General features: G+C 68.6%; 24 protein-coding genes. 9 read left to right on the forward strand and 15 right to left on the reverse strand.

Going from position 1 to position 25,136, the window contains the following annotated elements:
- Positions 1-15 precede the first annotated feature (15 nt).
- The gene (locus tag K2F54_RS12680) at positions 16-687 is read left to right on the forward strand and encodes a response regulator (protein WP_308287644.1); all 672 of its coding nucleotides are present in this window, start codon (positions 16-18) and stop codon (positions 685-687) included.
- A 20-nt stretch (positions 688-707) separates the two neighbouring features.
- Here K2F54_RS12680 and K2F54_RS12685 read toward each other — a convergent pair whose 3' ends face one another.
- Genes K2F54_RS12685 through K2F54_RS12700 form a run of 4 tightly spaced genes read right to left on the reverse strand, consistent with a single transcriptional unit; the run spans position 708 to position 4,475 of the window.
- Positions 708-1,985 (reverse strand): MFS transporter, encoded by a 1,278-nt coding sequence (locus K2F54_RS12685; RefSeq protein WP_220606230.1) that lies wholly within the window; start codon positions 1,983-1,985, stop codon positions 708-710.
- Positions 1,986-2,025: 40 nt separating this feature from the next.
- Positions 2,026-2,349, reverse strand: a complete 324-nt coding sequence (locus K2F54_RS12690; protein ID WP_220606231.1) for a thiamine-binding protein — start codon at positions 2,347-2,349, stop codon at positions 2,026-2,028.
- A gap of 2 nt (positions 2,350-2,351) precedes the next feature.
- The gene (locus tag K2F54_RS12695; RefSeq protein ID WP_220606232.1) at positions 2,352-3,614 is read right to left on the reverse strand and encodes a glycosyltransferase 87 family protein; all 1,263 of its coding nucleotides are present in this window, start codon (positions 3,612-3,614) and stop codon (positions 2,352-2,354) included.
- Positions 3,615-3,632: 18 nt separating this feature from the next.
- Positions 3,633-4,475 (reverse strand): ADP-dependent NAD(P)H-hydrate dehydratase, encoded by an 843-nt coding sequence (locus tag K2F54_RS12700; protein ID WP_220606233.1) that lies wholly within the window; start codon positions 4,473-4,475, stop codon positions 3,633-3,635.
- Positions 4,476-4,506: 31 nt separating this feature from the next.
- On the opposite strand from K2F54_RS12700, the gene K2F54_RS12705 reads away from it, so the two are divergent.
- The gene (locus K2F54_RS12705; protein WP_220606272.1) at positions 4,507-5,649 is read left to right on the forward strand and encodes an NADH:flavin oxidoreductase/NADH oxidase; all 1,143 of its coding nucleotides are present in this window, start codon (positions 4,507-4,509) and stop codon (positions 5,647-5,649) included.
- Between the two features lie 6 nt (positions 5,650-5,655).
- Here K2F54_RS12705 and K2F54_RS12710 read toward each other — a convergent pair whose 3' ends face one another.
- Positions 5,656-6,033: a VOC family protein gene (locus tag K2F54_RS12710; protein WP_220606234.1), complete on the reverse strand. Its 378-nt coding sequence runs from the start codon at positions 6,031-6,033 to the stop codon at positions 5,656-5,658.
- 92 nt (positions 6,034-6,125) lie between these two features.
- On the opposite strand from K2F54_RS12710, the gene K2F54_RS12715 reads away from it, so the two are divergent.
- Positions 6,126-6,971 carry a Cof-type HAD-IIB family hydrolase gene (locus K2F54_RS12715; RefSeq protein WP_220606235.1) on the forward strand — a complete coding sequence of 282 codons (846 nt, stop codon included), beginning with the start codon at positions 6,126-6,128 and terminating at the stop codon, positions 6,969-6,971.
- On the opposite strand, the gene K2F54_RS12720 is transcribed toward K2F54_RS12715, so the two are convergent.
- From K2F54_RS12720 to guaB1, 3 genes are all read right to left on the reverse strand, one after another.
- The gene (locus tag K2F54_RS12720) at positions 6,968-8,026 is read right to left on the reverse strand and encodes a hemolysin family protein (protein ID WP_220606236.1); all 1,059 of its coding nucleotides are present in this window, start codon (positions 8,024-8,026) and stop codon (positions 6,968-6,970) included. The genes K2F54_RS12715 and K2F54_RS12720 overlap by 4 nt on opposite strands.
- The gene (locus K2F54_RS12725; RefSeq protein ID WP_220606273.1) at positions 8,023-9,405 is read right to left on the reverse strand and encodes a hemolysin family protein; all 1,383 of its coding nucleotides are present in this window, start codon (positions 9,403-9,405) and stop codon (positions 8,023-8,025) included. Before K2F54_RS12725 ends, K2F54_RS12720 begins: the two co-directional genes overlap by 4 nt.
- A 130-nt stretch (positions 9,406-9,535) precedes the next feature.
- On the reverse strand, positions 9,536-10,975 hold the full coding sequence (guaB1, locus tag K2F54_RS12730; RefSeq protein ID WP_220606237.1) for a GMP reductase: 1,440 nt from the start codon (positions 10,973-10,975) through the stop codon (positions 9,536-9,538).
- 134 nt (positions 10,976-11,109) lie between these two features.
- Here guaB1 and K2F54_RS12735 point away from each other — a divergent pair, with 134 nt between their 5' ends.
- Complete coding sequence (locus tag K2F54_RS12735; protein WP_220606238.1) at positions 11,110-14,934, forward strand: multifunctional oxoglutarate decarboxylase/oxoglutarate dehydrogenase thiamine pyrophosphate-binding subunit/dihydrolipoyllysine-residue succinyltransferase subunit; 3,825 nt, start codon at positions 11,110-11,112, stop codon at positions 14,932-14,934.
- Positions 14,935-15,004: 70 nt separating this feature from the next.
- Here K2F54_RS12735 and K2F54_RS12740 read toward each other — a convergent pair whose 3' ends face one another.
- The 3 genes from K2F54_RS12740 to K2F54_RS12750 form a co-directional block, all read right to left on the reverse strand.
- Complete coding sequence (locus K2F54_RS12740) at positions 15,005-17,224, reverse strand: MMPL family transporter (protein ID WP_220606274.1); 2,220 nt, start codon at positions 17,222-17,224, stop codon at positions 15,005-15,007.
- Positions 17,225-17,363: 139 nt separating this feature from the next.
- Positions 17,364-17,627: a GlsB/YeaQ/YmgE family stress response membrane protein gene (locus tag K2F54_RS12745; RefSeq protein WP_220606239.1), complete on the reverse strand. Its 264-nt coding sequence runs from the start codon at positions 17,625-17,627 to the stop codon at positions 17,364-17,366.
- A gap of 105 nt (positions 17,628-17,732) precedes the next feature.
- On the reverse strand, positions 17,733-18,188 hold the full coding sequence (locus tag K2F54_RS12750) for an Asp23/Gls24 family envelope stress response protein (RefSeq protein ID WP_220606240.1): 456 nt from the start codon (positions 18,186-18,188) through the stop codon (positions 17,733-17,735).
- A gap of 244 nt (positions 18,189-18,432) precedes the next feature.
- Between K2F54_RS12750 and K2F54_RS12755 the strand changes: the two genes are divergently transcribed.
- The gene (locus K2F54_RS12755) at positions 18,433-18,771 is read left to right on the forward strand and encodes a hypothetical protein (RefSeq protein ID WP_220606241.1); all 339 of its coding nucleotides are present in this window, start codon (positions 18,433-18,435) and stop codon (positions 18,769-18,771) included.
- Here K2F54_RS12755 and K2F54_RS12760 read toward each other — a convergent pair.
- Positions 18,768-19,010, reverse strand: a complete 243-nt coding sequence (locus K2F54_RS12760; protein WP_220606242.1) for a zf-HC2 domain-containing protein — start codon at positions 19,008-19,010, stop codon at positions 18,768-18,770. The genes K2F54_RS12755 and K2F54_RS12760 overlap by 4 nt on opposite strands.
- Positions 19,007-19,621, reverse strand: a complete 615-nt coding sequence (locus K2F54_RS12765; protein WP_255577068.1) for a sigma-70 family RNA polymerase sigma factor — start codon at positions 19,619-19,621, stop codon at positions 19,007-19,009. Before K2F54_RS12765 ends, K2F54_RS12760 begins: the two co-directional genes overlap by 4 nt.
- A gap of 128 nt (positions 19,622-19,749) precedes the next feature.
- Between K2F54_RS12765 and aroA the strand changes: the two genes are divergently transcribed.
- From aroA to bcp, 3 genes are read left to right on the forward strand one after another with little or no spacing between them, the layout of a single operon-like run.
- Positions 19,750-21,111: a 3-phosphoshikimate 1-carboxyvinyltransferase gene (aroA, locus tag K2F54_RS12770; protein ID WP_220606244.1), complete on the forward strand. Its 1,362-nt coding sequence runs from the start codon at positions 19,750-19,752 to the stop codon at positions 21,109-21,111.
- Positions 21,108-22,172, forward strand: a complete 1,065-nt coding sequence (gene rsgA, locus K2F54_RS12775) for a ribosome small subunit-dependent GTPase A (protein WP_308287645.1) — start codon at positions 21,108-21,110, stop codon at positions 22,170-22,172. The genes aroA and rsgA overlap by 4 nt, the downstream gene beginning before the upstream one ends.
- Before the next feature lie 16 nt (positions 22,173-22,188).
- On the forward strand, positions 22,189-22,662 hold the full coding sequence (bcp, locus tag K2F54_RS12780; protein WP_220606246.1) for a thioredoxin-dependent thiol peroxidase: 474 nt from the start codon (positions 22,189-22,191) through the stop codon (positions 22,660-22,662).
- On the opposite strand, the gene K2F54_RS12785 is transcribed toward bcp, so the two are convergent.
- A complete protein-coding gene (locus K2F54_RS12785) occupies positions 22,659-23,099 on the reverse strand; it encodes a hypothetical protein (protein ID WP_308287646.1) in 441 nt (146 codons plus the stop codon). The genes bcp and K2F54_RS12785 overlap by 4 nt on opposite strands.
- 185 nt (positions 23,100-23,284) lie before the next feature.
- Here K2F54_RS12785 and K2F54_RS12790 point away from each other — a divergent pair, with 185 nt between their 5' ends.
- Positions 23,285-23,533 carry a WhiB family transcriptional regulator gene (locus K2F54_RS12790; protein WP_035837005.1) on the forward strand — a complete coding sequence of 83 codons (249 nt, stop codon included), beginning with the start codon at positions 23,285-23,287 and terminating at the stop codon, positions 23,531-23,533.
- Positions 23,534-23,623: 90 nt separating this feature from the next.
- Here the strand turns inward: K2F54_RS12790 and K2F54_RS12795 are convergent, their stop codons facing one another.
- Positions 23,624-25,117 (reverse strand): sensor histidine kinase, encoded by a 1,494-nt coding sequence (locus K2F54_RS12795; protein WP_220606247.1) that lies wholly within the window; start codon positions 25,115-25,117, stop codon positions 23,624-23,626.
- Positions 25,118-25,136 lie beyond the last annotated feature (19 nt).

Consider the following 25,136-nt stretch of genomic DNA (forward strand, 5'->3'; position numbering starts at 1 on the left):
CAACAGGAGGCAGCAGTGACGAACGCAGCAGTGACGCTCATCGGCAATCCTATCCGGTTGGCACTGGTCGACGACCATCGGATGCTCCTGGGGGCGCTGACCGAGTGGATCAGGGGCGCCGCGGACGACATCAACATGGTCGCCGCCGTGACCACCTGGCCCGAGCTCCTCACCCACCCGGAATTTCCCGTCGACGTGGTGCTCCTGGACCTGGACCTCAAGGACAACATCCCGGTGTCGCTGAAGATCTCCACCCTCAAGACGGCCGGCGTGAAGACCGTGCTGATGAGCACGTACTCCGAACCGGCCCTCGTGCGTGAGGCCCTCGCCGCCGGCGCGCTCGGTTACCTCGTCAAGACCGAGGAAGCCGGCACCATCGTCGACGCCATCCATGCCGCCAACGTGGGCGAGTCGTACATCTCGGCCGAACTCGACCTGGCCCTGCACAGCGGCTCCGCCGGCACCTCACCGCGGCTGAGCTCCCAGGAACGCCGGGTGATGGCGCTCTATGGCGCGGGAGAGCCGGTCAAGGCCGTCGCCCACCAGCTCGGCATCTCCGAGGAGACCGCGAAGTCCTACCTCAAGCGGATCCGCGAGAAGTACCGCCTGGCCGGATTCGACGTGGGCACCAAGGTGGCTCTGCGCAAGCGCGCCATCCAGGACGGCATCCTGCTGCAGTCCGACTGACCAGACTGACCCCGGCCAGCTCAGCCCTGGCTGACCACGTCGATCAGCTGGGTGCCGTACGGCACGTCCACACCACGCCGGCGCCGGTTACGGTCGATGGCGAAGGTGACGGCGGCCAGCACGACGCCCAGCACGCTCAGGCCCAGTCCCACCCAGACCGGGGCGACGTAGCCCAGGCCGGCGGCCACGACCACACCGCCGAGGTAGGCGCCCAACGCGTTGCCGAGATTGAGCGCCGAGTGGTTGAGGGCCGCGGCGATCGACTGGCTGTCGTGGGCCACATCCATCAGCCTGGTCTGGATGGTCGGCGACAGCGCTGCCGCCGCCCCGCCGACCAGGAACACCCCGATCAGCAGCCCCGGCAGGGTCTGGGCCGAGAACGCGAGCAGCAGCAGCGCCGCGATCATCACCGCGAAGAAGGCGTACATGGTGCGCCGCACGCTGCGGTCGGCCAGGGCTCCGCCGACGAGGTTGCCCACCGTCATGCCCAGGCCCACCACCACGAGCACGAGCGGCACCGCCATGGCCGGCAGCCCGGTGATCTCGATCACGAGCGGTGCCACATAGGTGTACACCGCGAACAGGCCGCCGAAGCCCACGGCCCCGATCGAGAGCGCCAGCCAGACCTGCAACCGGCCGAACGCCCTCAGCTCGCTGCGCATGGTTGCACCGGGGTTGCCGGACTGGAACGGCACCGCCACGATCACCGCGATGAAGGTCGTGGCGAACAGCGCGGCCACCGCCACATAGGCCACCCGCCAGCCGGCGACCTGGCCGAGCCAGGTGATCGACGGCACCCCGATGACGTTCGCGATGGTGAGGCCGGACAGCACGATGGCGACGCCTCGGGCTCGTTTGCCCGGGCCCATCAGTTCGGCAGCGACGAGCGATGCGATGCCGAAGTAGGCGCCGTGCGGCAGGGCGGCAACGAACCGGGCGACCAACACCAGGCCGAAGCTCGGCAGCAGCGCTGAGGCGAGGGTGGCGACGGTGAACGCCGCGAGCAGGGCCAACAGCAGCTGCTTCCGCGGCCAGCGGGCCGCCGCGGCCGCGATGGTCGGTGCCCCGACGACCACGCCGAGGGCGTACGCCGAGATCAGCCAGCCGGCCTGCGCGTTCGCGGTGTCGGGCGACGACGCGTACAGGCCGGGCAGCAGGTCGGCGGCGAGGTTGGGCAGCAGCCCCATCGCCACGAACTCCGTGGCCCCGATCGCGAAGCCGCCGAGGGCGAGGGCGAGCAGGGCGAAACGGATGCGGGCCGGCGACAGCTGCGCCGCCCCAGAGGTCAGTGAGGGCATCGCCCCAGACTACGGGGCTGCCGACCGCGAACCGGTTGGGCTAGTCCCCCGAGGGTTCCTCCGAACCCTCCAGCGCCCGCTCCAGTCGGTCCACCTTGGCGTCCAGCTCACCCTCGAAGCCGGGCCGGATGTCGGCCTTGAGCACGAGCGAGATCCGAGAGCCGAACGGCGCCACGGCCTCCGTTGCCCGTTTCACGACGTCGAAGACGTCGTCCCACGAGCCTTCGAGCTCGGTGAACATGCTGGTTGTGCGGTTAGGCAGGCCGGACTCACGGACGATTTTCACGGCCGCGGCGACGGCATCGTGCACTGAGCCGTCTGCGCGCCCGGTTCCGCTCGGGGCCACTGAGAATGCGACGAGCATGGTTACTCCTTCAGGATCAGCCGGTGCCCGTTGACACCGGGGTGGGTGGGGGTCTGGCCGGCGGACGGGCTGCCGAGCCGGACGATCCGCACGATCATCCAGACCAACAACACCAGCTCCAGCAGGTTGCGCAGGGTCAGCACGAACACCATGACGGGCGTCGTGGCGAGCAGCCCGTCGTAGAAGTACGGGTAGACCAGGTGGGTGAGCGCGGCCATGAGCAGGGTGATGGCGGCAGGGGCGCGCCACGCCCTCGGCGCGGTGATCAGGCCGACCAGGATCGGGGCGGCCAGCCAGGTCATGAACTGGGGCGAACCCACCTTGTTGACCACGATCAGGGTCAGCACCAGGGCGAAGAACAACGGCGGGAACAGGGCCTGCACCTCGGCACCCGCCCGATGGGCCCGCCAGCCCAGCAGCAGCACGACGCCGACGGTGATTCCGAGCAGCGGGGTCATCACCGCGATGACCGCATCCGTGCCCGCTCCTGTGACCTGGTAGGTGAGGATCTCCTGGTCGTAGTAGACCAGGGTGCCCGGCAGCCCCATGGCGGACTGCCAGAGCCACCAGGATGCCACGGGCGCCTCGATCTGCAGCCCCCGGTTGGTCTGCTCGGTGACGAAGCTCAGGATTCTCAGCCCGCTGCCGAAGAGCTGCGCGAATCCGATGATCGCGACCGAGGTGCCGGCGAACGCGGCGATGACCTGCCAGCGCCGGGTGGAGGCCACCGCCAGGGCGGCGATGGCCGCCACCGGCCACACCTTCACCCAGGTGGCCAGGGTGAGCAGCACGGCACCGGCGACCGGCCGGGTGCGCAGCCACAGCAGCCCCATGATCGCCAACGGCGCGGTGACCGAGTCGATCCGGGCGAGCCCGACCGGGCCGAGCAGCAGCAGGAAGACCAACCACCACCAGGCGGCGGCAGCGGCGGCCGGTCCTGGTCGCCGGCCGAGCAGCATGGCGAAGGCGGCGCCGTTGATCACCGTCACCAGCCCCAGCCAGGTCAGGGCGTACACCGGGGAGCCGAAGGCCAGCGCGGCCAGGATCGGGGCGAGCGCGAGGATCGGGTAGACGAAGTCGGTGTCGACCGCGAGCCGACTGGTGCCCGAAACGGTGCCCTCCGCCCAGCCGAGGTAGACCCGTTCCACATCGCCGAGGGGCCACCCCACGCCGCTGAGGTTCAGGGCGATGAGCGCGGCGTGCACAACGATGAATCCCGCCCACAGGGCGATGGGCCGGCGGAACGGGGAGCGGGAATCAGGCACGGTCCACTGTGGCACAGGCTAGGCCAGTAGAGCCGCGATCGTGGCCGGCACCGCCTGGGCGATGTCCAGCGCCACGATCGGCCCCCCACCGGAGGCCCGGCTGGCGGCGGCAGAGTGCACGAAGCACGCGGTGGCGGCGAGCGCCGCGAGCGCGTCGGCATCCGCCTCGAGGGTCGCGGAGTGGGTGGCCAGCAGGGCGCCGAGGATGCCGGCGAGCACATCGCCGGAGCCGGCCGTCGCCAGCCAGGCGGGCGCACCGGACACCGTCAGCCGGATCCCGGACGGCGAGGCGACGTGGGTCGTGCTGCCCTTCAGCAGCACGGTGACGCCGAGCCGACCGGCGGCACGCACGGCCCACTCCCCCGGGCTCTGGGCGATCTGCGCCACCTCGACGGTCTCACCGCTCCGGTTGAGCAGTCCGGCCAGTTCCCGATAGTGCGGGGTGATCACCCTGGCGCCTGTACCGTCGCCGACGAGGTCGAGCGCACCGGCGTCGAGCACGGTCGGCACCCCCTGCCGGAGCGCCTTCTGCAACTGCCTGGTCGTGTCGGCGCTCCGCGCACCGGCGTCCAGGCCGGAGCCGAGCAGCCAGGCCTGCACCCGTCCGTCCGCGGTCACCACCTCCGGGCGGCGTTGCAGCACCAGGGTGGAGACCCGCCTGGCGCCGAGGAACCGCACCATGCCCACGCCGGTGCGGCTCGCGGCCTCCACCCCGAGCACCGCGGCGCCTGGGTACTCGGTCGAGCCGGTGCGCATGCCGAGCACGCCCCTGCTGTACTTGTCGTCGGTGGACTGCGGCACCGCGATCCAGTCCCGCGCCTGCGCCGCTTCCCATTCCAGCCAACGTCGTGGTTTCGCCATGCCCTCACGATAGGTTGTTTCGGTGTCCGATATCAGCAGCGCCTCCGCCCAGGCCTCCTCCCCCACCGCCGTCGTCGATTCCGTCGCGACCCCCTCGCTCTTCGACCCGATCAGCCTGCGCGGGGTCGTCATCCGCAACCGGCTGTGGGCCGCGCCGATGTGCCAGTACTCGGTGACCGAGCACGACGGCGTGCCCACCGAGTGGCACCTCGTGCACCTGGGCTCGATGGCCGCCGGCGGCGCCGGCCTGATCGTCGTGGAGGCCACCGCGGTGAGCCCGGAGGGGCGCATCACCCCCGCAGACACCGGCATCTGGACCGATACGCAGGCGGCAGCGTGGGCGCGCATCGTGCGCTATCTGCACCGCCAGGGCGCCACCGCCGGCATCCAGCTCGCCCACGCCGGCCGCAAGGGCTCCACCTGGCCGGCCTGGGGCACCCCGGAGCGGGGTACCGTTCCCGCCGAGCAGGGCGGCTGGCCCACCCTGGGCCCGTCCGTCCTCGCCTTCCCCGGCTATGCCGAACCGCTCGCGCTGGATGCGGCAGGCATCGACACCGTTGTGACCGACTTCGTCGCGGCCGCCCGGCGTGCCGTCGACGCCGGCTTCGACGTGCTCGAGCTGCACGCCGCGCACGGCTACCTGCTGCACCAGTTCCTGTCCCCGCTGAGCAACCGGCGCACCGACGAGTACGGCGGGTCGCTGCAGAACCGGGCCAGGCTGCTGCTGCGCATCGTCGCCGCCGTGCGGGCGGAGGTCGGGGAGGCCGTTCCGCTGTTGGTACGGTTCTCCGCCACCGACTACGCCGCAGACGGCTGGAGCGTCGACGAGACCGCCGAGGTCGCCGCCTGGGCCGCAGCGGCCGGGGCTGACTTCTTCGATGTCTCCTCCGGCGGCAATGTCACCGGCGTACAGATCCCGCTTTCGCCCGGCTACCAGGTGCCGCTGGCCCGGTTCGTGAAAGACAACGCCCGGGTACCGGTCAACGCGGTCGGCCTCATCACCACCGCGGCGCATGCCAACGACATCGTCACCTCCGGTGCCGCGGATGCCGTCATGCTGGGCCGGGAATTCCTGCGCGATCCGCATTTCCCCCTGCGCGCCGCGCACGAACTGGGGGTGCAGCTCGACTACTGGCCCGGCCAGTACCTGCGGGCGGCCTGGCCAGAGGTCTGAGCCGGGCTAGAGTTCCTGGGCGACACAGAGGATGTTGCCCTCTGAATCCCTGAACCAGGCCGCGAGTTCCCCGCCGTTCTTGGCGATACCGTTCTCGGTCTTCAACCCGGGCAGGTCGTACTCCTCGAACTCCACTCCGGCCGCGCGCAACCTGTCGACTTCGGCCTGAACGTCACCGGTCATCCAGACCAGGGCGGTGTTCTTGGCCGTCCCCGCGTTCTCGGTTTCGTACATCAGCACCTCTGCACCCCCCGCGGTTCGGTAGCGCAACTCACCCGTGCGTTCCGAGGCCGGTTCCATCCCGAGCTTGTCCTTGTAGAACGACCTCGCTCGATGCAGGTCCTTGGCCGGGAGAACCGCGGCGGCCTCCAATTCACTCAACATGAGACACCTCACTTTCCTGCTTTGCCGCACAGGGTACGCCCGGCGGTGTCGCCCAGCGAGGGGGCGGTGGCCCTGGCAGTTACCCTGAAGGGATGATTTCCGCTCCGCTCGCACCCGCCGACATCCGACTGATCGCCTCCGACATGGACGGCACCCTCCTCGATGGTGACGGCCGGGTGCCGGCGAATTTCTGGCCGCTGCTCGAGCGCATCCTGGCCGCCGGCATCCTGTTCTCGCCGGCGAGCGGGCGGCAGTACCAGACCCTGCAGGCCGTGTTCGGCGACAGGGCCGGACTGGTCTACATCGCCGAGAACGGCACGAACATCGTTCAGGACGGCCGCACGATCGCCCTGGAACCCGTCGTCCCTGCGATCATCGCCCCCGTCGTCGAGTGGGTGCGGGCCACAGCGGCCGCCGGTGCCGACCTCGGCATCGTCGTGTGCGGAGCCGGGAGCGCCTACATCGAACGTGCCGACGAGGCATTCGTCGCGCAGGTGCGCCCGTACTACGCGGCGCTCGAGCTCGTCGACGACGTCATCGCGGCCGCCGCGGCAGACGACGTGCTCAAGCTCGCCATCTTCGACGCCGGCCGGGCGGAGACCCGCACAGGACCGGCCGTCATCGCGCTCGGGCTTCCCGCAGACGTGGTCGTCTCCGGCCAGAACTGGGTCGACATCATGCGCCCTGGCGCCAACAAGGGGAAGGCGCTGTTGCACCTGCAGAAGCACCTCGGCATCAGCAGGGAACAGACCATGGCGTTCGGCGACTACCTCAACGACACCGAGCTTCTCGACGCGGCCGGGCACTCATACGCCATGGCGAACGCCCACCCGAGCATCCGTGCCAGGGCCAGGTACCAGGCGCCCTCGAACCTGGACGAGGGCGTCATCACCAGCATCCTCGCCGCCCTGCCCGACCTCGCGCCGGCGGTGGCCTAGAGGCGCCGGGTGGCGTCCTGCACTTCGCCGACGAGTTCCTCGATGATGTCCTCGAGGAAGAGCACCCCGGTGGCCTCGCCGGTGGCGGTGAAGGTGCGGGCCAGGTGGGCGCCGGAGCGCCGCATCGTGGCCAGGGCGTCCTCAAGGTCGGTGTCCTCGAAGATCGACACCAGCTGCCGGATCAGCTTGGCCGGGATCGGGTCGGTGTAGCCGTTCCGGCCGGTGACGACCGGGTCGACGTTGAGGCCGAGCACGTCCTTGAGGTGGATGTAACCGGCCGGTTCGCCCCCGCCGCTGTCGAGCACATACCGGGAGAACCCGTGCCGGGTGACGGCCTTCTCCACGTCGGCGGGCGTCGCCGCCTCCGGCAGGCTGACCAGCTGGTCCAGTGGCACGGCGATGTCCCTGGCCTTCTTGGTGGTGAACTCGAACGCCGCGGTGAGGGCCCCTGAGTCGTCGCTGAGCACCCCTTCCCTGGTGGACTGCGACACGATGGTCGCCACTTCGTCGAGGGTGTACGTGCTCGTCGCCTCGTCCTTGGGCGATACGCCGAACAGGCGCAGCACCCCGTTCGCGGTGGAGTTCAATGCCACGATGACGGGCTTGACGAGCCGGCCAAAGAACACCAGCGGCGGTGCCAGGATCAGCACGGCCTGGTCGGGAATGGAGAAGGACAGGTTCTTGGGCACCATCTCGCCGAAGACCACATGCAGGTACGACACGATCAGCAGCGCGATGATGAACGCGATGGTGCCGATGGCTTCCTCAGGCAGCCCGGTGAGCGCCAGCGGAATCTCGAGCAGGTGGTGGATGGCCGGTTCGGACACGTTCAGGATCAGCAGCGAACACACCGTGATGCCCAACTGGGAGGTCGCCAGCATCAGCGTGGCGTGCTCCATCGCCCACAGGGCGGTCTTGGCGCTGCGCTTACCGGCATCGGCAAGGGGTTCGATCTGGGAGCGGCGTGCGGAGATCACGGCGAACTCGGCGGCGACGAAGAAGGCGTTGCCGAGCAGGAGCACGAACAGCCAGGCGAGGCCGGCCCAGTCGTTCATCGGTCGCTCACCCCCGTGGCGTGCCCGGTGGAGTCAGGTGAGGTGGTCACTGCTGCTTTCTGCACGGTGCGCACGGCACCTGTCGTGGGTGGGCCGGGCTCGACCGGGTCAGGGGTGTAGCGCAGCCGATCGATCCGGCGGCCGTCCAACCTCTCCACCCGCAGGGTGCCGGTGGGGATGCGCACGGTGTCGCCGACGACGGGCAGCCGGCCGAGTTCGCTCATGACGAATCCGGCGACGGTCTCGTAGGGGCCGTCTTCCGGCACAATCAGCCCGGCCCGTTCGTGCAGCTCGTCCGGTCGCAGCATGCCGGGGAAGGTCAGGGACCCCGGCGAGCGGACGATACCGGCCCTGGTGCGGTCGTGCTCGTCGGCGACCTCGCCGACGAGCTCCTCCACCAGGTCTTCGAGGGTGACGACGCCGGCGGTTCCGCCGTATTCGTCGACCACGACGGCCATCTGGAAGCCGCGGCCGCGCAGCTCGCCGAGCAGCCCGTCGAGTTTCATGGTTTCCGGCACCCGCAGCGCCTCGGATTGCAAGGCAGACACCGGCACATCCGCTCGTCTCGTGCGGGGAACGGCCACGGCCTGCTTCACGTGCACGATGCCCACGACGTCGTCGGCGCTCTCGTCGATGACGGGGAACCGGGAGTAGCCGGTCTGCCGGGTGAGGTCGATGACGGCCTGGGCGCTGGCGGTGCGCTGGATGCTCGCGACCCTGGGACGCGGTGTCATCACGTCGGAGGCGGTGTGCCCGGAGAACAGCAGGGTGCGGTGCAGCAGGGTGGCTGTGTCGGCCTCGAGCAGGCCGGCGCTGGCCGACCGGCGCACGAGAGACGACAGCTCCTCGGCGGTGCGGGCGCCGGAGATCTCCTCCTTGGGCTCGATGCCGACCATGCGCAACAGGCCGTTCGCGCTCTCGTTCAGCACCGTCACTGCGGGCTTGAACACCGTGGTGAACGCGGTCTGGAACGGGATGACGATCTTGGCGGTCGGGATCGGCAGCGCCAGGGCGAAGTTCTTGGGCACGAGCTCGCCGACGATCATCGACACCAGGGTGGCGAGCACGATCGCGACGGCCGACCCCACCACCGGTACGACCGGTTCGGGGATACCGACCAGGGCGAGCGGCCCCGCGAGCAGCGAGCTGATCGCCGGCTCCAACGCATACCCGGTGAGCAGTGTGGTCAGGGTGATGCCCAGCTGGGCGCTGGAGAGGTGCGTCGAGGTGATCTTCAACGCGGCGATGGTCATCGCCAGGCGGGTCTCGCCGCGGTCACGGCGGGCCTCGAGGTCGGACCGGTCGAGGTTGACCAGCGCGAATTCGCTGGCCACGAACAGGCCGGTGCCCAGGGTCAGAAGCAACCCGACACCGAGCATGATCCACTCATACACTGGCGGCCCCGACGAGGGTCACGAGCGAGGAGGTATGGTCGTGCGAAATCGCGGCAGGGGGGTCGTCCATTAGAGGGTCAACTCTACCTGGGCTGCCTGGTCGCTGTCGTGTGAGTCACCAGGAGACGACAAGGGCCTTGCCCTCCTCGTAACCTGCCGCCGACTGGATGCCGACCTTCGCCCGATCGTGGAATTCGGCCACGCTGGCCGCCCCCGCGTAGGTGAACGAGCTGCGCACGCCTGAGGTGATCATGTCGAGCAGGTCCTCGAGCGAGGGCCGCAGCGGGTCGAGGTAGATCTTCGAACTGGAGATCCCCTCGGCGAACAGCGTCTTGCGGGCCAGTTCGTAGGCGTCCAGCCTGTCGAAGCGTTGCTGGACGGCCTTGGTCGACGCCATCCCCCAGCTCTCCTTGTACAGCGCACCTGAGGCGTCGGTGTCCAGCTCGCCCGGAGCCTCGATGGTGCCGGCGAACCAGGAACCGATCATCACTGAGGCGGCCCCGGCGGCGAGCGCGAGGGCCACATCGCGTGGGTAGCGCACCCCGCCGTCCGCCCAGACGTGCGCACCGAGCTTGCCTGCCGCCTCGGCGGTCTCGAGCACGGCGGAGAACTGCGGGCGGCCCACGGCGGTCATCATGCGGGTGGTGCACATCGCGCCGGGGCCCACCCCGACCTTGATGATGTCCGCGCCGGCGCCGACGAGGTGCTCCACGGCATCCGAGGTGACGACGTTGCCGGCGACGATGGGGATGCCCAGCTTGAGCGCCGAGACCGTCTTGAGGGCCCGGATCATGCCGTCCTGGTGGCCGTGGGCGGTGTCGAGCACGAGCACGTCCACCCCGGCGGCGGCGAGCGCGCGGGCCTTCGCGGCGACGTCACCGTTGATGCCGACGGCGGCGGCCACGAGCAGTCGCCCTGCGCTGTCGACGGCCGGCTGGTACAGCGTCGAGCGCAGGGCGCTCTTGCGGCTGAGGGTGCCGATCAGCTTGCCGCGCAGCAGCACGGGCGCGAAGTCGAGCTCGGCGGCGGTCATCACGTCGAATGCCCCACGGGCGCTGTCGATGTCCTCGGCGTCGAGGGAGGTCAACGGTCCGTGCAGCAGGTCGCCGAGACGGGCATCCGGCAGGGCAGAGGCGAGTCTGGCCGCGTCGATGCAGCCCACGTAGGTGTCATCACTGTCGTGGATGACCAGACCCTGCCCCTCCACCGGCGGCACCTGGCGCAGCGCGTCGGCGACGGTGGCGTCCGGTGCGAACACGAACGGGGTGTCGTAGCGCACGGGTTGGGCCTTCACCCAGCGGATGGCGGCGTCCAGGTCCTGCAGGTGCATGTCCTGGGGCAACACGCCGAGGCCGCCGCGCCGGGCGAGGGAGGCCGCCAGGCGCGGGCCGGTGACCGAGTTCATGTTCGCCGAGACGATCGGAATCGTCGCTGCGGTGCCGTCACCCGGAGCGAGTGACACGTCCAAACGGCTGTTGATCTCCGACTGGCTGGGCACCAGGAAGACGTCGGAATAGGTCAAATCGTGGCTGGGTACTGCTCCATAGAACTGCATGTTTTTAACGCTAGTCCCCACGAGCCGTACCGGCGCAGCACCGTAAGGGGATTAGTCTTGATATCAACACACTGACCCGGCGGTTGTGATCGCCATGGACAATCAGAATCAACGAAGAGAGTGGGCGATCAGCTGTGTCGAACCAGTTGACCGGCGGTGGGTCCGAAGAAACGGCCTCTGCTGAATTCGGAGCCAATGAATGGCTCGTAGACGAATTTTACGAACGTTACCTCATCGACAAGAACTCGGTGGACCAGTCCTGGTGGCCGATCCTGGACAGCTACCACCAGACCGCGACCGCGGGCAACCCGCCCGCTGACGCCGAGCCGGCTTCGGAGGGCGCGTCCGCCGTCGCTGCTCCGGCCGCTGCCGAGGTGCCCCCGTTGGCCGAGGAGCCCGCCACGCCGACGGCGCCGGCGGCGACCCCCACCGCGGACGCGCACCCGGTCACCGCGCCGATCCCGGTGATCGGCGGCCCGCGCACCGCGCGCACCACCTCGATCGCGCCCAAGCCGGAACCGGTGCCGGCCGACGCTCCCATCACCAGCCCACAGCCCGTGGTCTCCGATGTGGCCGCGCCCACGCCGCCGCAGGATGTCGCGACGCCGCTGCGCGGAATGGCCAAGAGCCTGGCGGCCAACATGGCGACCAGCCTGACCGTGCCGACGGCCACCAGCGTGCGCACCATCCCCGCCAAGCTGCTCATCGACAACCGCATCGTGATCAACAACCACATGAAGCGGGCCCGCGGCGGCAAGGTGTCGTTCACCCACCTCATCGGTTGGGCGCTGATCCGGGCGCTCAAGATGTTCCCCAGCCAGAACGTCTACTACGACGAGCAGGGCGGCAAGCCCTCCGTCATCGCCCCGGCGCACGTGGGCCTGGGCATCGCGATCGACCTGCCCAAGCCGGACGGCACCCGGTCGCTGATGGTCCCGGCCATCAAGCGCGCGGACACCATGTCGTTCGGCGAGTACCTCAGCTCCTACGAGGACCTCGTCGGCCGCGCCCGCAAGGGCAAGCTCACCGCCGATGACTTCTCCGGCGCGACGGTGTCGCTCACCAACCCCGGCGGCATCGGCACCGTGCACTCCGTACCGCGGCTGATGAAGGGCCAGGGCTGCATCATCGGCGCCGGCGCCCTCGACTACCCGGCCGAGTTCATGGGCGCGAGCGTCAAGACGCTCACCAGCCTCGCCATCTCCAAGACCATCACCCTCACCAGCACCTACGACCACCGGGTCATCCAAGGTGCAGGCTCCGGCGAGTTCCTCAAGATCGTGCACGAGCTGCTCATCGGCCAGCACAACTTCTACGAGGACATCTTCGCCGCGATGCGGATCCCGTACGACCCGATCCACTGGGCGCCGGACATCAGCGTCGACCTGGCCAGCGCCGTCGACAAGACCGCCCGCGTGCAGGAACTGATCAACGCCTACCGGGTACGCGGTCACCTGATGGCCGACATCGACCCGCTCGAGTACAAGCAGCGCACCCACCCCGACCTGGACATCGCCAGCCACGGGCTGACCTTCTGGGACCTGGACCGGGAGTTCATCACGGGCGGCTTCGGTACCAAGCGCACCATGCTGCTGCGCGACATCCTCGGCGTGCTGCGGGACTCGTACTGCCGCACCACTGGCATCGAGTACATGCACATCCAGGACCCGGCCCAGCGCAAGTGGGTGCAGGAGAAGATGGAGAAGACCTACGTCAAGCCCACCCACGACGAGCAGATGCGCATCCTCGGCAAGCTCAACGAGGCCGAGGCGTTCGAGACGTTCCTGCAGACCAAGTACGTCGGCCAGAAGCGCTTCAGCCTCGAGGGCGGCGAGTCCACCATCGCCCTGCTCGATGCGATCCTGCAGGGTTCTGCGGATGCCGGCCTCGACGAGGTCGCCATCGGCATGGCCCATCGTGGTCGCCTGAACGTGCTCACCAACATCGCCGGCAAGACCTACGGCCAGATCTTCCGCGAGTTCGAGGGCACCCAGGACCCGCGCAGCGTGCAGGGCTCAGGCGACGTGAAGTACCACCTCGGCACCGAGGGCACCTTCCGCGGCGAGAACGGCGAGGAGGTGGCCGTGTACCTGGCCGCCAACCCGTCCCACCTCGAGGCCGTCGACGGTGTGCTCGAGGGCATCGTGCGGGCCAAGCAGGACCGCAAGCCCATCGGCACCTTCTCCACCCTGCCCGTGCTGGTGCACGGCGACGCGGCCATGGCCGGCCAGGGCGTGGTGCTCGAGACGCTTCAGATGTCGCAGCTGCGCGGCTACCGCACCGGCGGCACCATCCACATCGTCGTCAACAACCAGGTCGGCTTCACGACGCCTCCGGGTGAGGGCCGCACCTCGGTGTATTCCACCGACGTCGCCAAGACCATCCAGGCGCCGATCTTCCACGTGAACGGGGACGACCCGGAGGCCGTGGTGCGCGTCGCCGAGCTGGCGTTCGCCTACCGGCAGGAATTCAAGCGCGACGTCGTCATCGACCTGGTCTGCTACCGCAGGCGCGGCCACAACGAGGGTGACGACCCCTCGATGACCCAGCCGCTGATGTACAACCTGATCGAGGCCAAGCGGAGTGTGCGCAAGCTCTACACCGAAGCCCTGGTCGGACGCGGTGACATCACCCAGGCCGAGTTCGAGGCCGCCCACGCCGACTTCCAGGATCGCCTGGAACGGGCGTTCCTGGAGACCCACGCGGCCCAGACCTCGTCCATCCCGATCATCACCGATGAGGTCGCAACGGCTCAGCGGGGCCTCGCCGGCTCCGGCGCGCCGGACGACACCGTCGGCGAACCCCTCACCACCGGTGTGCCGGAGAGCGTCGTGCACCTCATCGGTGACACGTTCAACAACAAGCCCGCCGGTTTCACCGTGCACAACAAGCTGCAGCAGCTGCTGCAGAAGCGTCTGGACATGAGCCGCAACGGCAACATCGACTGGAGCTTCGGCGAGCTGCTGGCCCTCGGGTCTGTTCTGCTCGAGGGCACCCCGGTGCGGTTCGCCGGCCAGGATGCCCGCCGCGGAACCTTCGTGCAGCGCCACGCCGTGCTGCACGACAGGGTCAACGGCCAGGAGTGGCTGCCGCTGGCGAACCTGAGCGAGAACCAGGCCAGGTTCTGGATCTACGACACCCTGCTCAGCGAATACGCGGCCATGGGCTTCGAGTACGGCTACTCGGTCGAGCGGGCCGACGCCCTCGTGCTCTGGGAGGCTCAGTTCGGCGACTTCGCCAACGGCGCCCAGACCATCATCGACGAGTTCATTTCCTCTGCGGAGCAGAAGTGGGGCCAGCGTTCGAGTGTCGTGCTGCTGCTGCCGCACGGCTACGAGGGCCAGGGCCCTGACCACTCCTCCGCCCGGATCGAGCGGTACCTGCAGATGTGCGCCGAGAACAACATGACCGTCGCACGCCCGTCCACGCCGGCGTCGTACTTCCACCTGCTGCGCCGTCAGGCGTACATGCGGCCGCGGCGTCCGCTCATCGTCTTCACCCCGAAGTCGATGCTGCGCCTGCGCGGGGCGACCAGCCCCGTCGCCGACTTCACCGGCGGCCGGTTCGAACCGGTGATCGACGATGCTCGCATCCAGGACAAGTCCGCCGTCAAGCGGGTGCTGTTCATGGCGGGCAAGCTCTACTACGACCTGCTGGCCGACCTCGAGAAGAACCCGAACCCCGAGATCGCGCTCGTTCGTCTGGAGCAGTTCTACCCGCTGCCCGGCGCCGAACTCAAGCAGGTCGCCGAGCAGTACCCGAACGCCGAGCTGGCCTGGGTGCAGGACGAGCCGGAGAACCAGGGCGCCTGGCCGTTCTTCTACCTGCAGACCAACAAGCTGGGCACCCGCCCGATCCGGTTGTTCTCCCGCGCCGCTTCCGCGTCGCCTGCGGCCGGTTCGGCCAAGCGGCACGCTGCGGAGCAGGCCGAGCTGATCAAGAACGCGCTCACCCTCTAGGCAGAACGCGAACGAAGGCACGAAGAAGGGCCGCACCCCACGGGGTGCGGCCCTTCTTCGCTGAGCGGGGTTAGCGCGGGGAGGCGGTGCTCTTGGCCAGCTTGCTCGGCCACCAGATCTTCGGGCCGATGTCGTAGGCCAGGGCCGGTACGAGCAGCGACCGCACAATGAACGTGTCCAGCAGCACACCGAACGCCACGATGAACGCCAGCTGGGCCAGGAACAGGATCGGCAGCACCCCGAGCGCGGCGAACGTCGCGGCGAGCACGAGCCCCGCAGAGGTGATCACCCCACCGGTGGCCACCAGGCCGCGCAGGATGCCGGTGCGGGTGCCGAACCGGATCGATTCCTCCCGCACCCGGGTCATCAGGAAGATGTTGTAGTCGATGCCGAGGGCCACCAGGAAGACGAACCCGTAGAGCGGGACCACAGGGTCGGCGCCGGGGAACCCGAGGAGGCCGTCGAACACCCACGACGCCACGCCCAGGGCGGCGGCGAAGGAGAGCACGACGGTGGCGATGAGCAGCACCGGCGCCAGGACCGAGCGCAGCAGGAGCATCAGGATCACCAGGATGACGCCGAGGATGATCGGGATGATCAGGTTGCGGTCGTGGATGGCGGTGTCGGTGGTGTCCACGGCGATGGCCGTGGTGCCGCCGACCAGCACGGTGCCGGCCACGTCCTCCAGGTCCACCCTGAGCTCACGAACGGTGGCCTCTGCGGGGGCGGAGTCGCCCACGTCGGTCAGGGTCGCCTGCAGCATCACAGCGTTGTCGATCACCGTCGGCTCGCCCACCGGGGTTCCTGGCGGGCCGAACGCCTGCACGCCCCCGGCCGTGACCGGCAGGGTGCCGCTGACGGAGTCGTCGGAGATCACGGTGACGGAGTCCACCCCGTCGTTGGCGAGCAGCACATCGGTCATCGCCTGCAGCTCCGACTCGGGGCCGATGATGACGGCGGGGGTGCCTGAGCCGCCGGGGAAGTGCTCCCCGACCACGGCCTGACCGTCCCTGGCCTCCGAGCTGCCGAGCACGAACTCGCTCTGGGAGACGCCATCCGCCTTGAACTGGAACGCGCCGATGGCGGCGACGGCCAGCAGCAGGGTGCTGGCGATCCAGATCAGCCGCGCGCGCCGACTGATCAGCCTGGCCAGCCACGGCCATGCCCCCTTCGCGTTCTCTCCGTCGAGGCCGGGGTGCGCGGAGCCGAGCTTGGGGCGCACGGGCCAGAACGCGGCCCGGCCGGCCCACAGCAGCAGGGCGGGCAGTAGTGTCAGCGCGGCCAGGAGGGCGAAGCCGATGCCGATCGCCGCGACCGGGCCCAACGCCTTGTTGGAGTTGAGGTCACTGAACAACAGGCAGAGCAGGCCGACGATCACGGTGCCGCCCGCGGCCAGAATCGGCTCGAACGAACCGCGCAGGGCGACCAGCGTCGCATCCCATTTCTTGTCGTTGTCGCGCAGCGCTTCGCGGAACCTGGCGACGTAGAGCAGCGAGTAGTCTGTTGCCGCCCCGATCACCAGGATGAACAGGATGCCCTGCGTCTGCCCGGTCAGGATCAGCACGTCGGCGCTGGCCAGTGCCACGACAACGAGCACAGAGGCGCAGAGCGCTGCGAGGCTGGTGAACAGCACGATCACCGGCAACAGCGGTGACCTGTAGACGATCACCAGGATCACGAGTACCGCCGCGAGGGCGGTGAGCAGCAGGATGCCGTCGATCCCGGCGAACGCGCCGGTGAGGTCCGCGATCAGACCGGCCGGTCCGGTGACGTAGGTGTCGACGCCCGCGATCGGGTTCTCGGCCAGGTAGCCACGGATCGACTCGACGGTGTCCGCGGGGGTGACCGCGGTGTCCAGGGTGAGGATGGCTTCCGCCGCTTCCCCGTCCTCGGAGAAGATCGCCGGCGACACGCTGTCGGTGACGACGCCGTCCAGCTGCGCGAGCTCGGCGATCTGGTCGGTGATCGCGGCTTGGTCGGCGTCGGTGAGGCCGCCGGACCGCTCGTAGATCAGCACACCGGGCAGCACGTCATCGCCGCGGAACTCGGCCTGCAACACCTGCACCTTGGTGGCGTCGGCGCTGGCGGGCAACTGCTGCACCTGATCATTCGTGGAGACGTCGCTGATCCGGCCGAAGGAGGCACCGCCGGCACCGAACATCACGAACCAGACCAGGATCAGAACCGTCGGGATCAGGATGCGTAGCCAGAGCGGGACCCGGCGGGAGGAGCCGGGCGCCGGCGCCTGGCGCCGCCGCTCTGCGGGGGGTTTGGTGGCAGGTGTCTTCATCACAGTCTCGAGGGTATGCCGACGCCGTCAGCACCCGCGTCGTCCGAAAGTTGGAAGCCGGCGCCGCAGACAGACAAAAGGCGGCACCCGGACTCGAAAGTCCGGTGTGCCGCCTGTATTCCCGGGGGAACTGGGGGAATTACGCCTTGCGACGGCCGACGAGCAGGCCGTAGATGAGGAGAACGATGATGGATCCACCGATGGCGAGGAGCCAGGTCTGGATGGAGAAGAAGTCCTCGAGGGGAGCGTTGAAGAGCACGCTGCCGAGGAAGCCACCGAGCAGGGCGCCGACGACGCCGAGCAGCAGGGTGATGAGCCATCCGCCGCCCTGGTTGCCCGGGAGGATCAGCTTGGCGATAGCACCGGCGAGGAGGCCGAGAAGAAGGAATCCGAAGAAGCCCATGGGGTGTCTCATTTCTGTTGGTGGTGTGGGTACTGCTGGTCTTTCGGACGTGCTGTACGGTCCGACCTGGCTCTTACGAGCCGGTTTGATTACGCGACCGGGGACTCAGGCGACGCCATTGTCGCCTGACTCCTCGGCCACGTAAATGTCTGTGATGGTCACGTTGACGGCGCTCACGCTCATGCCCACCAGGCCTTCGATGGCGCGGACCACGGAGGCGCGCACCTGGCCGGCCAGCTCGGTGAGCGGCACGGGATAGTCGGCGACGAGGCTCATCTCCACGGCGACACCGTCGTCACCGATGTCGATCGAGACGCCGGGGTTCATGTCGGCGGTGCTGATGGTGTCGACGATCGCCTTGAGCGCCCGTACCGGAGTGCTGCCCAGGGCGTGCACTCCGGGGATCTCCTGCACGGCCAGTCCGGCTACCTTGACGATCACACTGTCCTTGATGGTCGTCACCCCCTCACCGAGACTGTGCTCGGCGGCGTCGGTCACGTCGCCGGCGTTCGCCGGCAGGGCTGTCGACGAGCTCGGCTCAGTGGGGAAGATGTTGACCATCTGGGGTTCTCCTTGGATCGGTCCCGGGCGCCAAGCGCCCGACAGCGGTGAATCGTGTCGATGTGGGGAGGTGTTGGTGACGATTTCTCAGGGCCGATTCTCAGGCCGCTTCAGCGGGCAGGATTGGCATCGTCACAGTTATGACGGTGCCACCTGCGCATTCGTCACGGAATTCGCAGGAAAGTTTTCCAGGGGCCAGGTTCTACACTGAACTGATCCACACGATTCGTCTCTGGAGGCGACCATGAGCAGCACCACGACCCATACCGAGAAGTTGGCTGCCGCCGTCGAACAGGTGCCTGGCGTCGACGAGTTGTACCCGGCGAACGCCGTGCTCAGCACGGTTGTGCACCAGGTGGTGGCGGCGATCACGCAGAAGCCGGCCACGCCGGAGTTCGTGGGGCTGACCGAGACGCACGACGGCATCACGGCGTCCGTCTCGATCGGGATTTCAGACGCGGAGGCGGCTTCGGAGGTGTGCCGACAGGTGTACGACGCCATCGACCACTATTTCGCCGCGTCGGCCGAACCCGACGAGCCCGCCGTGACCAGGATCGAGGTCACGGTCGCCCGGATCGGTTAGTGCGCTGACTGGATCGCGCGCAGCCGCAGCAGAACCTGGTCGCGCAGGTCCTCGGGGGCGGTCTCCTTGCAGGCACGCTGCATCACCTCGGTGAGGGTACGGCCGACGTTGTGCTCACTGCGGCAGTCCGGGCAGTGCTCGAGGTGCTCACGGATGTCGATAGCGTCCTCCTTGCGGAGTTCGTTGTGCAAATACTCTTCGAGTTCGGCCTTGGCCTTCTCGCAACCGCAATCGGTCATTTTCCTGTGCTCCCGGATGTCTTGATACGTGTGGTGGCCTGACCGGTGCCGAGTCCGCGCTCCTCGGCGTAACCGGCCAACAGGTCGCGCAGCAAGCGGCGCCCGCGGTGCAGCCGGCTCATCACCGTGCCGATGGGTGTCTTCATGATTTCGGCGATCTCCTGGTAGGAGAAGCCCTCGACGTCGGCGAAGTACACGGCCAACCGGAAGTCCTCCGGGATCGACTGGAGGGCGTCCTTGACGGCACTGTCCGGCAGGTGATCGATGGCTTCGGCCTCAGCGGAGCGGCTCGACGTCGCCGTCGTGGATTCCGCACCGCCCAGCTGCCAGTCCTCGAGATCGTCGATGGTGCCCTGGTATGGCTCGCGCTGCTTCTTGCGATAGGTGTTGATGAAGGTGTTCGTCAGGATTCGGTAGAGCCACGCCTTGAGGTTGGTGCCCTGCTCGAACTGCTTGAATGACGCGAACGCCTTGACGAAGGTCTCCTGAACCAGGTCCTGTGCGTCAGAGGGGTTTCGCGTCATCCGCATCGCCGCTGCGTACAGCTGGTCGATGAACGGCATTGCCTGTGCTTCGAACAGGTCCCGCATGTCAGTCGTATCTGTTGTCATCACGGGCAATTCTAAGCCTTCGACCGTGAAAGGTCCCGCGAGCATTGGCTCCATAAGCGTGGATGTTGCCACTCGTGACCTCCTGTTGCCTCACTCTGGATCGGCATTCCCGACTATTCTGATAACCGATGTTGATCTCGAGATATTCCAAGCCGGAGTTCGATCCATACGGCGACAGCTCGCCGGAGGAGACCGATGCCCTCTGGCCGGCACCCGTGGCGCCTGGCGCGTTGGCCGCGACCCTGTCGCTGCCCGGCTCCAAATCGCTGACCAACCGCGAACTCGTGCTCTCCGCCCTGGCCGACTCACCCTCACTGCTGCGCTCCCCCCTGCACTCGCGGGACAGCGACCTGATGGTGGCAGCGCTCCGGCAGCTCGGCACCACCATCGACACCGTCGACGGCGCCGGCGAGTACGGCCCCGACCTGCGCATCACCCCCGGCGAACTGTTCGGTTCCACCACCATCGACTGCGGCCTGGCCGGCACGGTGATGCGGTTCCTGCCGCCCGTCGCCGCCCTGGCGCTCGGCCCGACCACCTTCGACGGCGACGCCGGCGCCAGACGACGGCCCATGAAGACCACCATCAGCTCGCTGCGCGCCCTCGGCGCCGACATCAACGACGACGGACGCGGCGGCCTGCCGTTCACGGTGCACGGCACCGGCAGCCTGGACGGCGGTGACGTCACCATCGACGCGTCCTCCTCCAGCCAGTTCGTCTCCGGCCTGCTCCTGGCCGCGCCGCGCCTCACCAACGGTCTGCGGCTGCGCCACTCCGGCGAGCGCCTGCCGAGCCTGCCGCACATCGAGATGACCATCCACACCCTCGCAGAGCGCGGCGTCACGGTGACCAGCGACGAGGTCGGTGTGTGGAACGTCGCACCTGGTCCGATCCACGGCGCCGAGGTGGACATCGAACCCGACCTCTCCAACGCCGCCCCCTTCCTCGCCGCCGCCCTCGTCGCCGGTGGCAGCGTGACGATCACGGGCTGGCCGGCCACCACCACGCAGGTCGGAGCGCACCTGGCCGAGCTGCTGCCGCTGTTCGGCGCCACGGTCACGGTCGACGGCGACAGGCTCACCGTCACCGGCACCGGCCGCATCACGGGCGTGGACCTCGACCTGTCCACCGGCGGCGAACTGGCTCCCACCCTGGTCGGGCTCGCGGCCCTGGCCGACTCGCCCAGCACGATCACCGGGATCGGCCACATCCGTCATCACGAAACGGACCGGCTCGCCGCGCTCGCGACGGAGATCAACAACCTCGGCGGGCACGTCACCGAGCTGCCCGACGGCCTGGCCATCGAGCCGCGCCCGCTACACGGTGGCACCTGGCACAGCTACGACGACCACCGGATGGCCACCACCGGAGCGCTGCTCGGACTGGTCGTAGCCGGCGTGGAGGTCGAGGACATCGGCACGACCGCCAAGACCCTCCCCCAGTTCGCCGAGCTGTGGCACGGCCTGGTCAACGGAGCGGGCACAGCGTGACGTGGTGGGCGAGCGCCGATGACGATGAACCGGAGTTCGACGAATCCAGCGTGCGCATCCGGCCCGGTCGGAAGGGCACCAAACCACGCACCAAGACCCGGCCTGAGCACGGCGACGCGCTGACCGGCCGCATCCTCTCGGTCGACCGCGGCCGGTACACCGTGATGCTGGACGAGAACGAGCCGGGCGAGCGCCGGGTCACGGCCGCGCGGGCCAGCGAACTGCGCAAGCACGCCGTCGTCACCGGCGACCGCGTCGACATCGTCGGCGACACCACCGGGGCGGAGGGCAGCCTGTCCCGCATCGTGCGCATCGTGCCCAGGGAGACGCTGCTGCGCCGCAGTGCCGACGACACGGATGCCGTGGAGCGCGTGATCGTCGCCAACGCCGACCAGATGCTCATCGTGGTGGCCGCGGCCAACCCTGAGCCGCGCATCCGCCTCGTCGACCGGTACCTCGTCGCCGCATACGACGCCGGGGTCTCCCCCATCCTCTGCCTCACCAAGACCGACCTCGCCGACCCGGCCGAGTTCCTGCACAACTTCGCCGGGCTCGACCTGCCCGTGTTCCAGAGCCGGGACGATGCCATGCCGCTCGAGGCCATCTCGGCGGCGCTGGTCGGCCACGACACGGTCTTCGTCGGCCACTCCGGCGTGGGCAAGTCCACCCTGGTCAACGCCCTCGTGCCAGACGCCCGCCGCGCCGTCGGCGTGGTGAACACCGTCACCGGTCGCGGGCGGCACACCTCGTCATCGACGATCTCGTTGCGGCTGGAGACCGACGCCGGCCGCGGCTGGGTCATCGACACCCCCGGGGTGCGCTCCTTCGGCCTGGGCCACATCAACACCGACAACATCCTGCGCGCCTTCACCGACCTGGCCACCATCGCCGAGAAGTGCCCGCGCGGCTGCACCCACCTGCCCAGCGCGCCCGACTGCGCCATCAACGAAGCCGTGGCGGCCGGAACCCTCGGCGACACCGGGAAGGCCCGCCTGGACTCCCTGCAGCGCCTCCTGGGCACCTTCGCGGCCGCCCCCGCGCACCGCCAAGGTGAGAGCTGAGCGGTAGCGTGGTGGAATGACTGATTCCACGCGACTCGCTGCCGGCGACACGGCCCCCGACTTCACCCTGACCGACCAGGCGGGCGGCACCGTCAGCCTGTCCTCCTACCGGGGCCAGAAGGTCGTGCTGTACTTCTACCCGGCCGCGATGACGCCGGGCTGCACCACTCAGGCGTGCGACTTCCGCGACAGCCTGGGCTCACTCGGTGCCGCCGGCTACCAGGTGCTCGGCGTGTCCAAGGACACCCAGGACAAGCTCGCGCAGTTCGCCCAGAACGAACTCCTCACCTTTCCGCTGCTCAGCGACGAGGACCTCACCGTGCACCGCGCCTACGGCGCCTGGGGCGAGAAGAACCTGTACGGCAAGATCGTCACCGGCGTGCTGCGGTCGACCTTCGTCATCGACGATGCCGGCGTCCTCACCCTGGCGCTCTACAACGTCAAGGCGACAGGGCACGTGGCGAGCCTGCGTAAGAAGCTCGGCCTCTAGCCCGGCTCGCGGGGGCTGGTCGCTGCCATCACGCTGCGCGTGAACAGCAGCACCAGCACCAGGGCCGACGGCACCAGAAGGGCCCAGCCGAGGTCTGGCCTGGCGTAGAGACCCTGGAAGCAGCCGATGGCGATGAACACCTGCACCAGCTGCCAGGTCACGGCCGCCGCGCGAATCCACGATCTCCTGCGGAGGGTGGCCACCGCTATGGCCGATACCCAGACCGCCGCGATGAGAACGATCACGAGGATGGCCAGGGCGCTCGCGTACGACGACGGCTGCTCGGTGAGCAGCTCCAGGATCAGCCACCCCACCACGGCCCAGAGCAGCGCGGCCTCGGCGGCCAGGAGCACCACGAGGGCGATGAGAGCCCGTGAGCGCGGCCCGCGGCCGGGCCTGTTCTGGCCGTCCTGGCCGGGGTGGAACGGTTGGCTCACAGCGATATCCCATACAAAACTATTGATTTGACACCCCTATTATGCAACGATATTTGAAGCCCGGTTCACGCTCACAGGGTGGTGAGCGGATCTCCATGTGCAGATCCGAACTTTCCTGAAACCTGGGCTTCCCGCATCTTCGGCCGATCGGCCAGGCATCCCCCCGCAATAAAGGAGCACCCCCTATGGATTGGCGCGATAAAGCTGCCTGCCTCACCGCTGACCCGGAACTCTTCTTCCCGGTTGGTAACACTGGTCCCGCAGTCGACCAGATCGAAAAGGCCAAGTCCGTGTGCGCCCGTTGCAATGTCACCGAGGTGTGCCTCCAGTACGCACTCGAGACCGGCCAGGATTCCGGAGTGTGGGGCGGACTGAGCGAAGACGAGCGCCGCGCCCTCAAGCGTCGCGCTGCCCGCGCACGCCGCGCCTCCTAGAGACCATCCTCTCTACCCGAAACGGGCGAGCAGCACACGCTGCTCGCCCGTTTCTTCTGCCCGGATGCTCTATGGCCTGAGGCCGACCGATCAGTCGAATTCCATGAATCGCAGCGGGATCTCGATGGTGACCTCCGTGCCGCTGTCCATCATGGTGTGCCAGTCGATCGTTCCGCTCAGTTCGCCCTGGATGAGCGTGCGCACGATCTGGGTGCCCAGGCCGGAGCCGACCTTGCCCTCCGGCATCCCCGAACCGTTGTCCCGCACCCGCACGGTGAGGGTCTCCTCGTTGCGTTCGGCCTCGATGGCCACCTCGCCCTCCCGACCCGCCAGGCCGTGCTCGACGGCGTTCGTGACGAGCTCGGTGAGTGCCAGCGCGAGCGGGGTGGCGTAGGCGCTGGGCAGGATCCCGAAGCTGCCGGATGAGGTCGGGTGCGCCGTGGTGTTGTGCGCGGAAGCCACCTCGGCGATCAACAGGAGCACCCGGTCGAACACGGCGTCGAAGTCCACGTTCTGGCTGAGGCCGGAGGACAGTGTGTCGTGCACCACGGCGATGGCCGCCACCCGGCGCATGGCCTGGTTGAGGGCCTCACGGGCGGTATCGGAGTGGGTGCGCCTGGCCTGGATCCGCAGCAGCGACGCCACGGTCTGCAGGTTGTTCTTCACCCGGTGGTGGATCTCCCTGATGGTGGCATCCTTGGTGATCAGCTCACGTTCCTGGTGCCGCAGTTCGGTGACGTCCCGCGAGAGCACGATGGCCCCGATACGTTCGCCACGGTTGCGGATGGGGATGGCACGCAGCGACACCGTCACCCCACGGGCCTCGATGTCGGTGCGCCACGGCGCGCGGCCGGTCACGACCAGGGGCAGGGACTCATCGACGACGGCCTTGCCGCTGAGCAGGGTCGTGGTGACCTCCGCGAGCGACTCGCCCTCGAGTTCGTCGGCGAATCCCATCCGGTTGAACGCGGAGAGAGCGTTGGGGCTGGCGAAGGTGGTGACACCGTCGAGGTCCAACCGGATCAGTCCATCTGACGCGCGGGGCGCGCCACGGCGCGGCCCGGTCGGGGCTCCCAGGTCGGGGAAGTCGCCGGAGGCGATCATCGCGAACAGGTCGTTCGCGCAGTCGTTGAAAGTCAGTTCCTGCCGGCCGGGAGTGCGGGTTTCGCTGAGGTTGGTGTGCCGGGTGAGGACCGCGATCGGCTCCGGCGCGATCTCGGCGCCGCTGGCGCTGATCCGGCGGCGCACCGGGATGGCTCGCACCCTGGTGGGCGTTTCCTCGTACCAGTCCGGCGCGGTGGTGTCGATGATCTTGGCGGTGTCGAAGGCCTCTGTCACCTGCTTGCGCCACTCGGCCTTGATCTCCTGGCCCACGAAGTCCCGGTAGAACAGGGTGGCGGCGCTGGACGGCCTGGCGTGGGCGACGGCGACGAAGCTGCCGCCGACGGTGGGCACCCAGACGACGATGTCGGCGAAGGCGAGGTCAGCCAACAGCTGACCGTCGGCGACGAGCATATGCAGCCAGTCCACGTCTTCGGCGTTGTTGCGGCCCTGGGCACGTACGAGATCACTGAGCGTCGACACGAGACCAGCCTAGTGTCGC

The sequence above is a fragment of the Cryobacterium inferilacus genome, assembly GCF_019599185.1.
Classification (GTDB): Bacteria; Actinomycetota; Actinomycetes; order Actinomycetales; family Microbacteriaceae; genus Cryobacterium; species Cryobacterium inferilacus.

Coding starts and splice junctions, on each gene's coding strand:
- K2F54_RS12750 (WP_220606240.1), bottom strand. CDS start 18,188: ATGGTCAACATCTTCCCCACTGAGCCGAGCTCGTCGACAGCCCTGCCG.
- guaB1 (WP_220606237.1), bottom strand. CDS start 10,975: ATGCAGTTCTATGGAGCAGTACCCAGCCACGATTTGACCTATTCCGAC.
- K2F54_RS12725 (WP_220606273.1), bottom strand. CDS start 9,405: ATGCTCGGTGTCGGGTTGCTTCTGACCCTGGGCACCGGCCTGTTCGTG.
- aroA (WP_220606244.1), top strand. CDS start 19,750: ATGTTGATCTCGAGATATTCCAAGCCGGAGTTCGATCCATACGGCGAC.
- K2F54_RS12715 (WP_220606235.1), top strand. CDS start 6,126: ATGATTTCCGCTCCGCTCGCACCCGCCGACATCCGACTGATCGCCTCC.
- K2F54_RS12760 (WP_220606242.1), bottom strand. CDS start 19,010: ATGACCGATTGCGGTTGCGAGAAGGCCAAGGCCGAACTCGAAGAGTAT.
- K2F54_RS12700 (WP_220606233.1), bottom strand. CDS start 4,475: ATGGCGAAACCACGACGTTGGCTGGAATGGGAAGCGGCGCAGGCGCGG.
- K2F54_RS12685 (WP_220606230.1), bottom strand. CDS start 1,985: ATGCCCTCACTGACCTCTGGGGCGGCGCAGCTGTCGCCGGCCCGCATC.
- K2F54_RS12710 (WP_220606234.1), bottom strand. CDS start 6,033: ATGTTGAGTGAATTGGAGGCCGCCGCGGTTCTCCCGGCCAAGGACCTG.
- K2F54_RS12755 (WP_220606241.1), top strand. CDS start 18,433: ATGAGCAGCACCACGACCCATACCGAGAAGTTGGCTGCCGCCGTCGAA.
- K2F54_RS12745 (WP_220606239.1), bottom strand. CDS start 17,627: ATGGGCTTCTTCGGATTCCTTCTTCTCGGCCTCCTCGCCGGTGCTATC.
- bcp (WP_220606246.1), top strand. CDS start 22,189: ATGACTGATTCCACGCGACTCGCTGCCGGCGACACGGCCCCCGACTTC.
- K2F54_RS12720 (WP_220606236.1), bottom strand. CDS start 8,026: ATGAACGACTGGGCCGGCCTCGCCTGGCTGTTCGTGCTCCTGCTCGGC.
- K2F54_RS12740 (WP_220606274.1), bottom strand. CDS start 17,224: ATGAAGACACCTGCCACCAAACCCCCCGCAGAGCGGCGGCGCCAGGCG.
- K2F54_RS12790 (WP_035837005.1), top strand. CDS start 23,285: ATGGATTGGCGCGATAAAGCTGCCTGCCTCACCGCTGACCCGGAACTC.
- K2F54_RS12765 (WP_255577068.1), bottom strand. CDS start 19,621: ATGACAACAGATACGACTGACATGCGGGACCTGTTCGAAGCACAGGCA.
- K2F54_RS12690 (WP_220606231.1), bottom strand. CDS start 2,349: ATGCTCGTCGCATTCTCAGTGGCCCCGAGCGGAACCGGGCGCGCAGAC.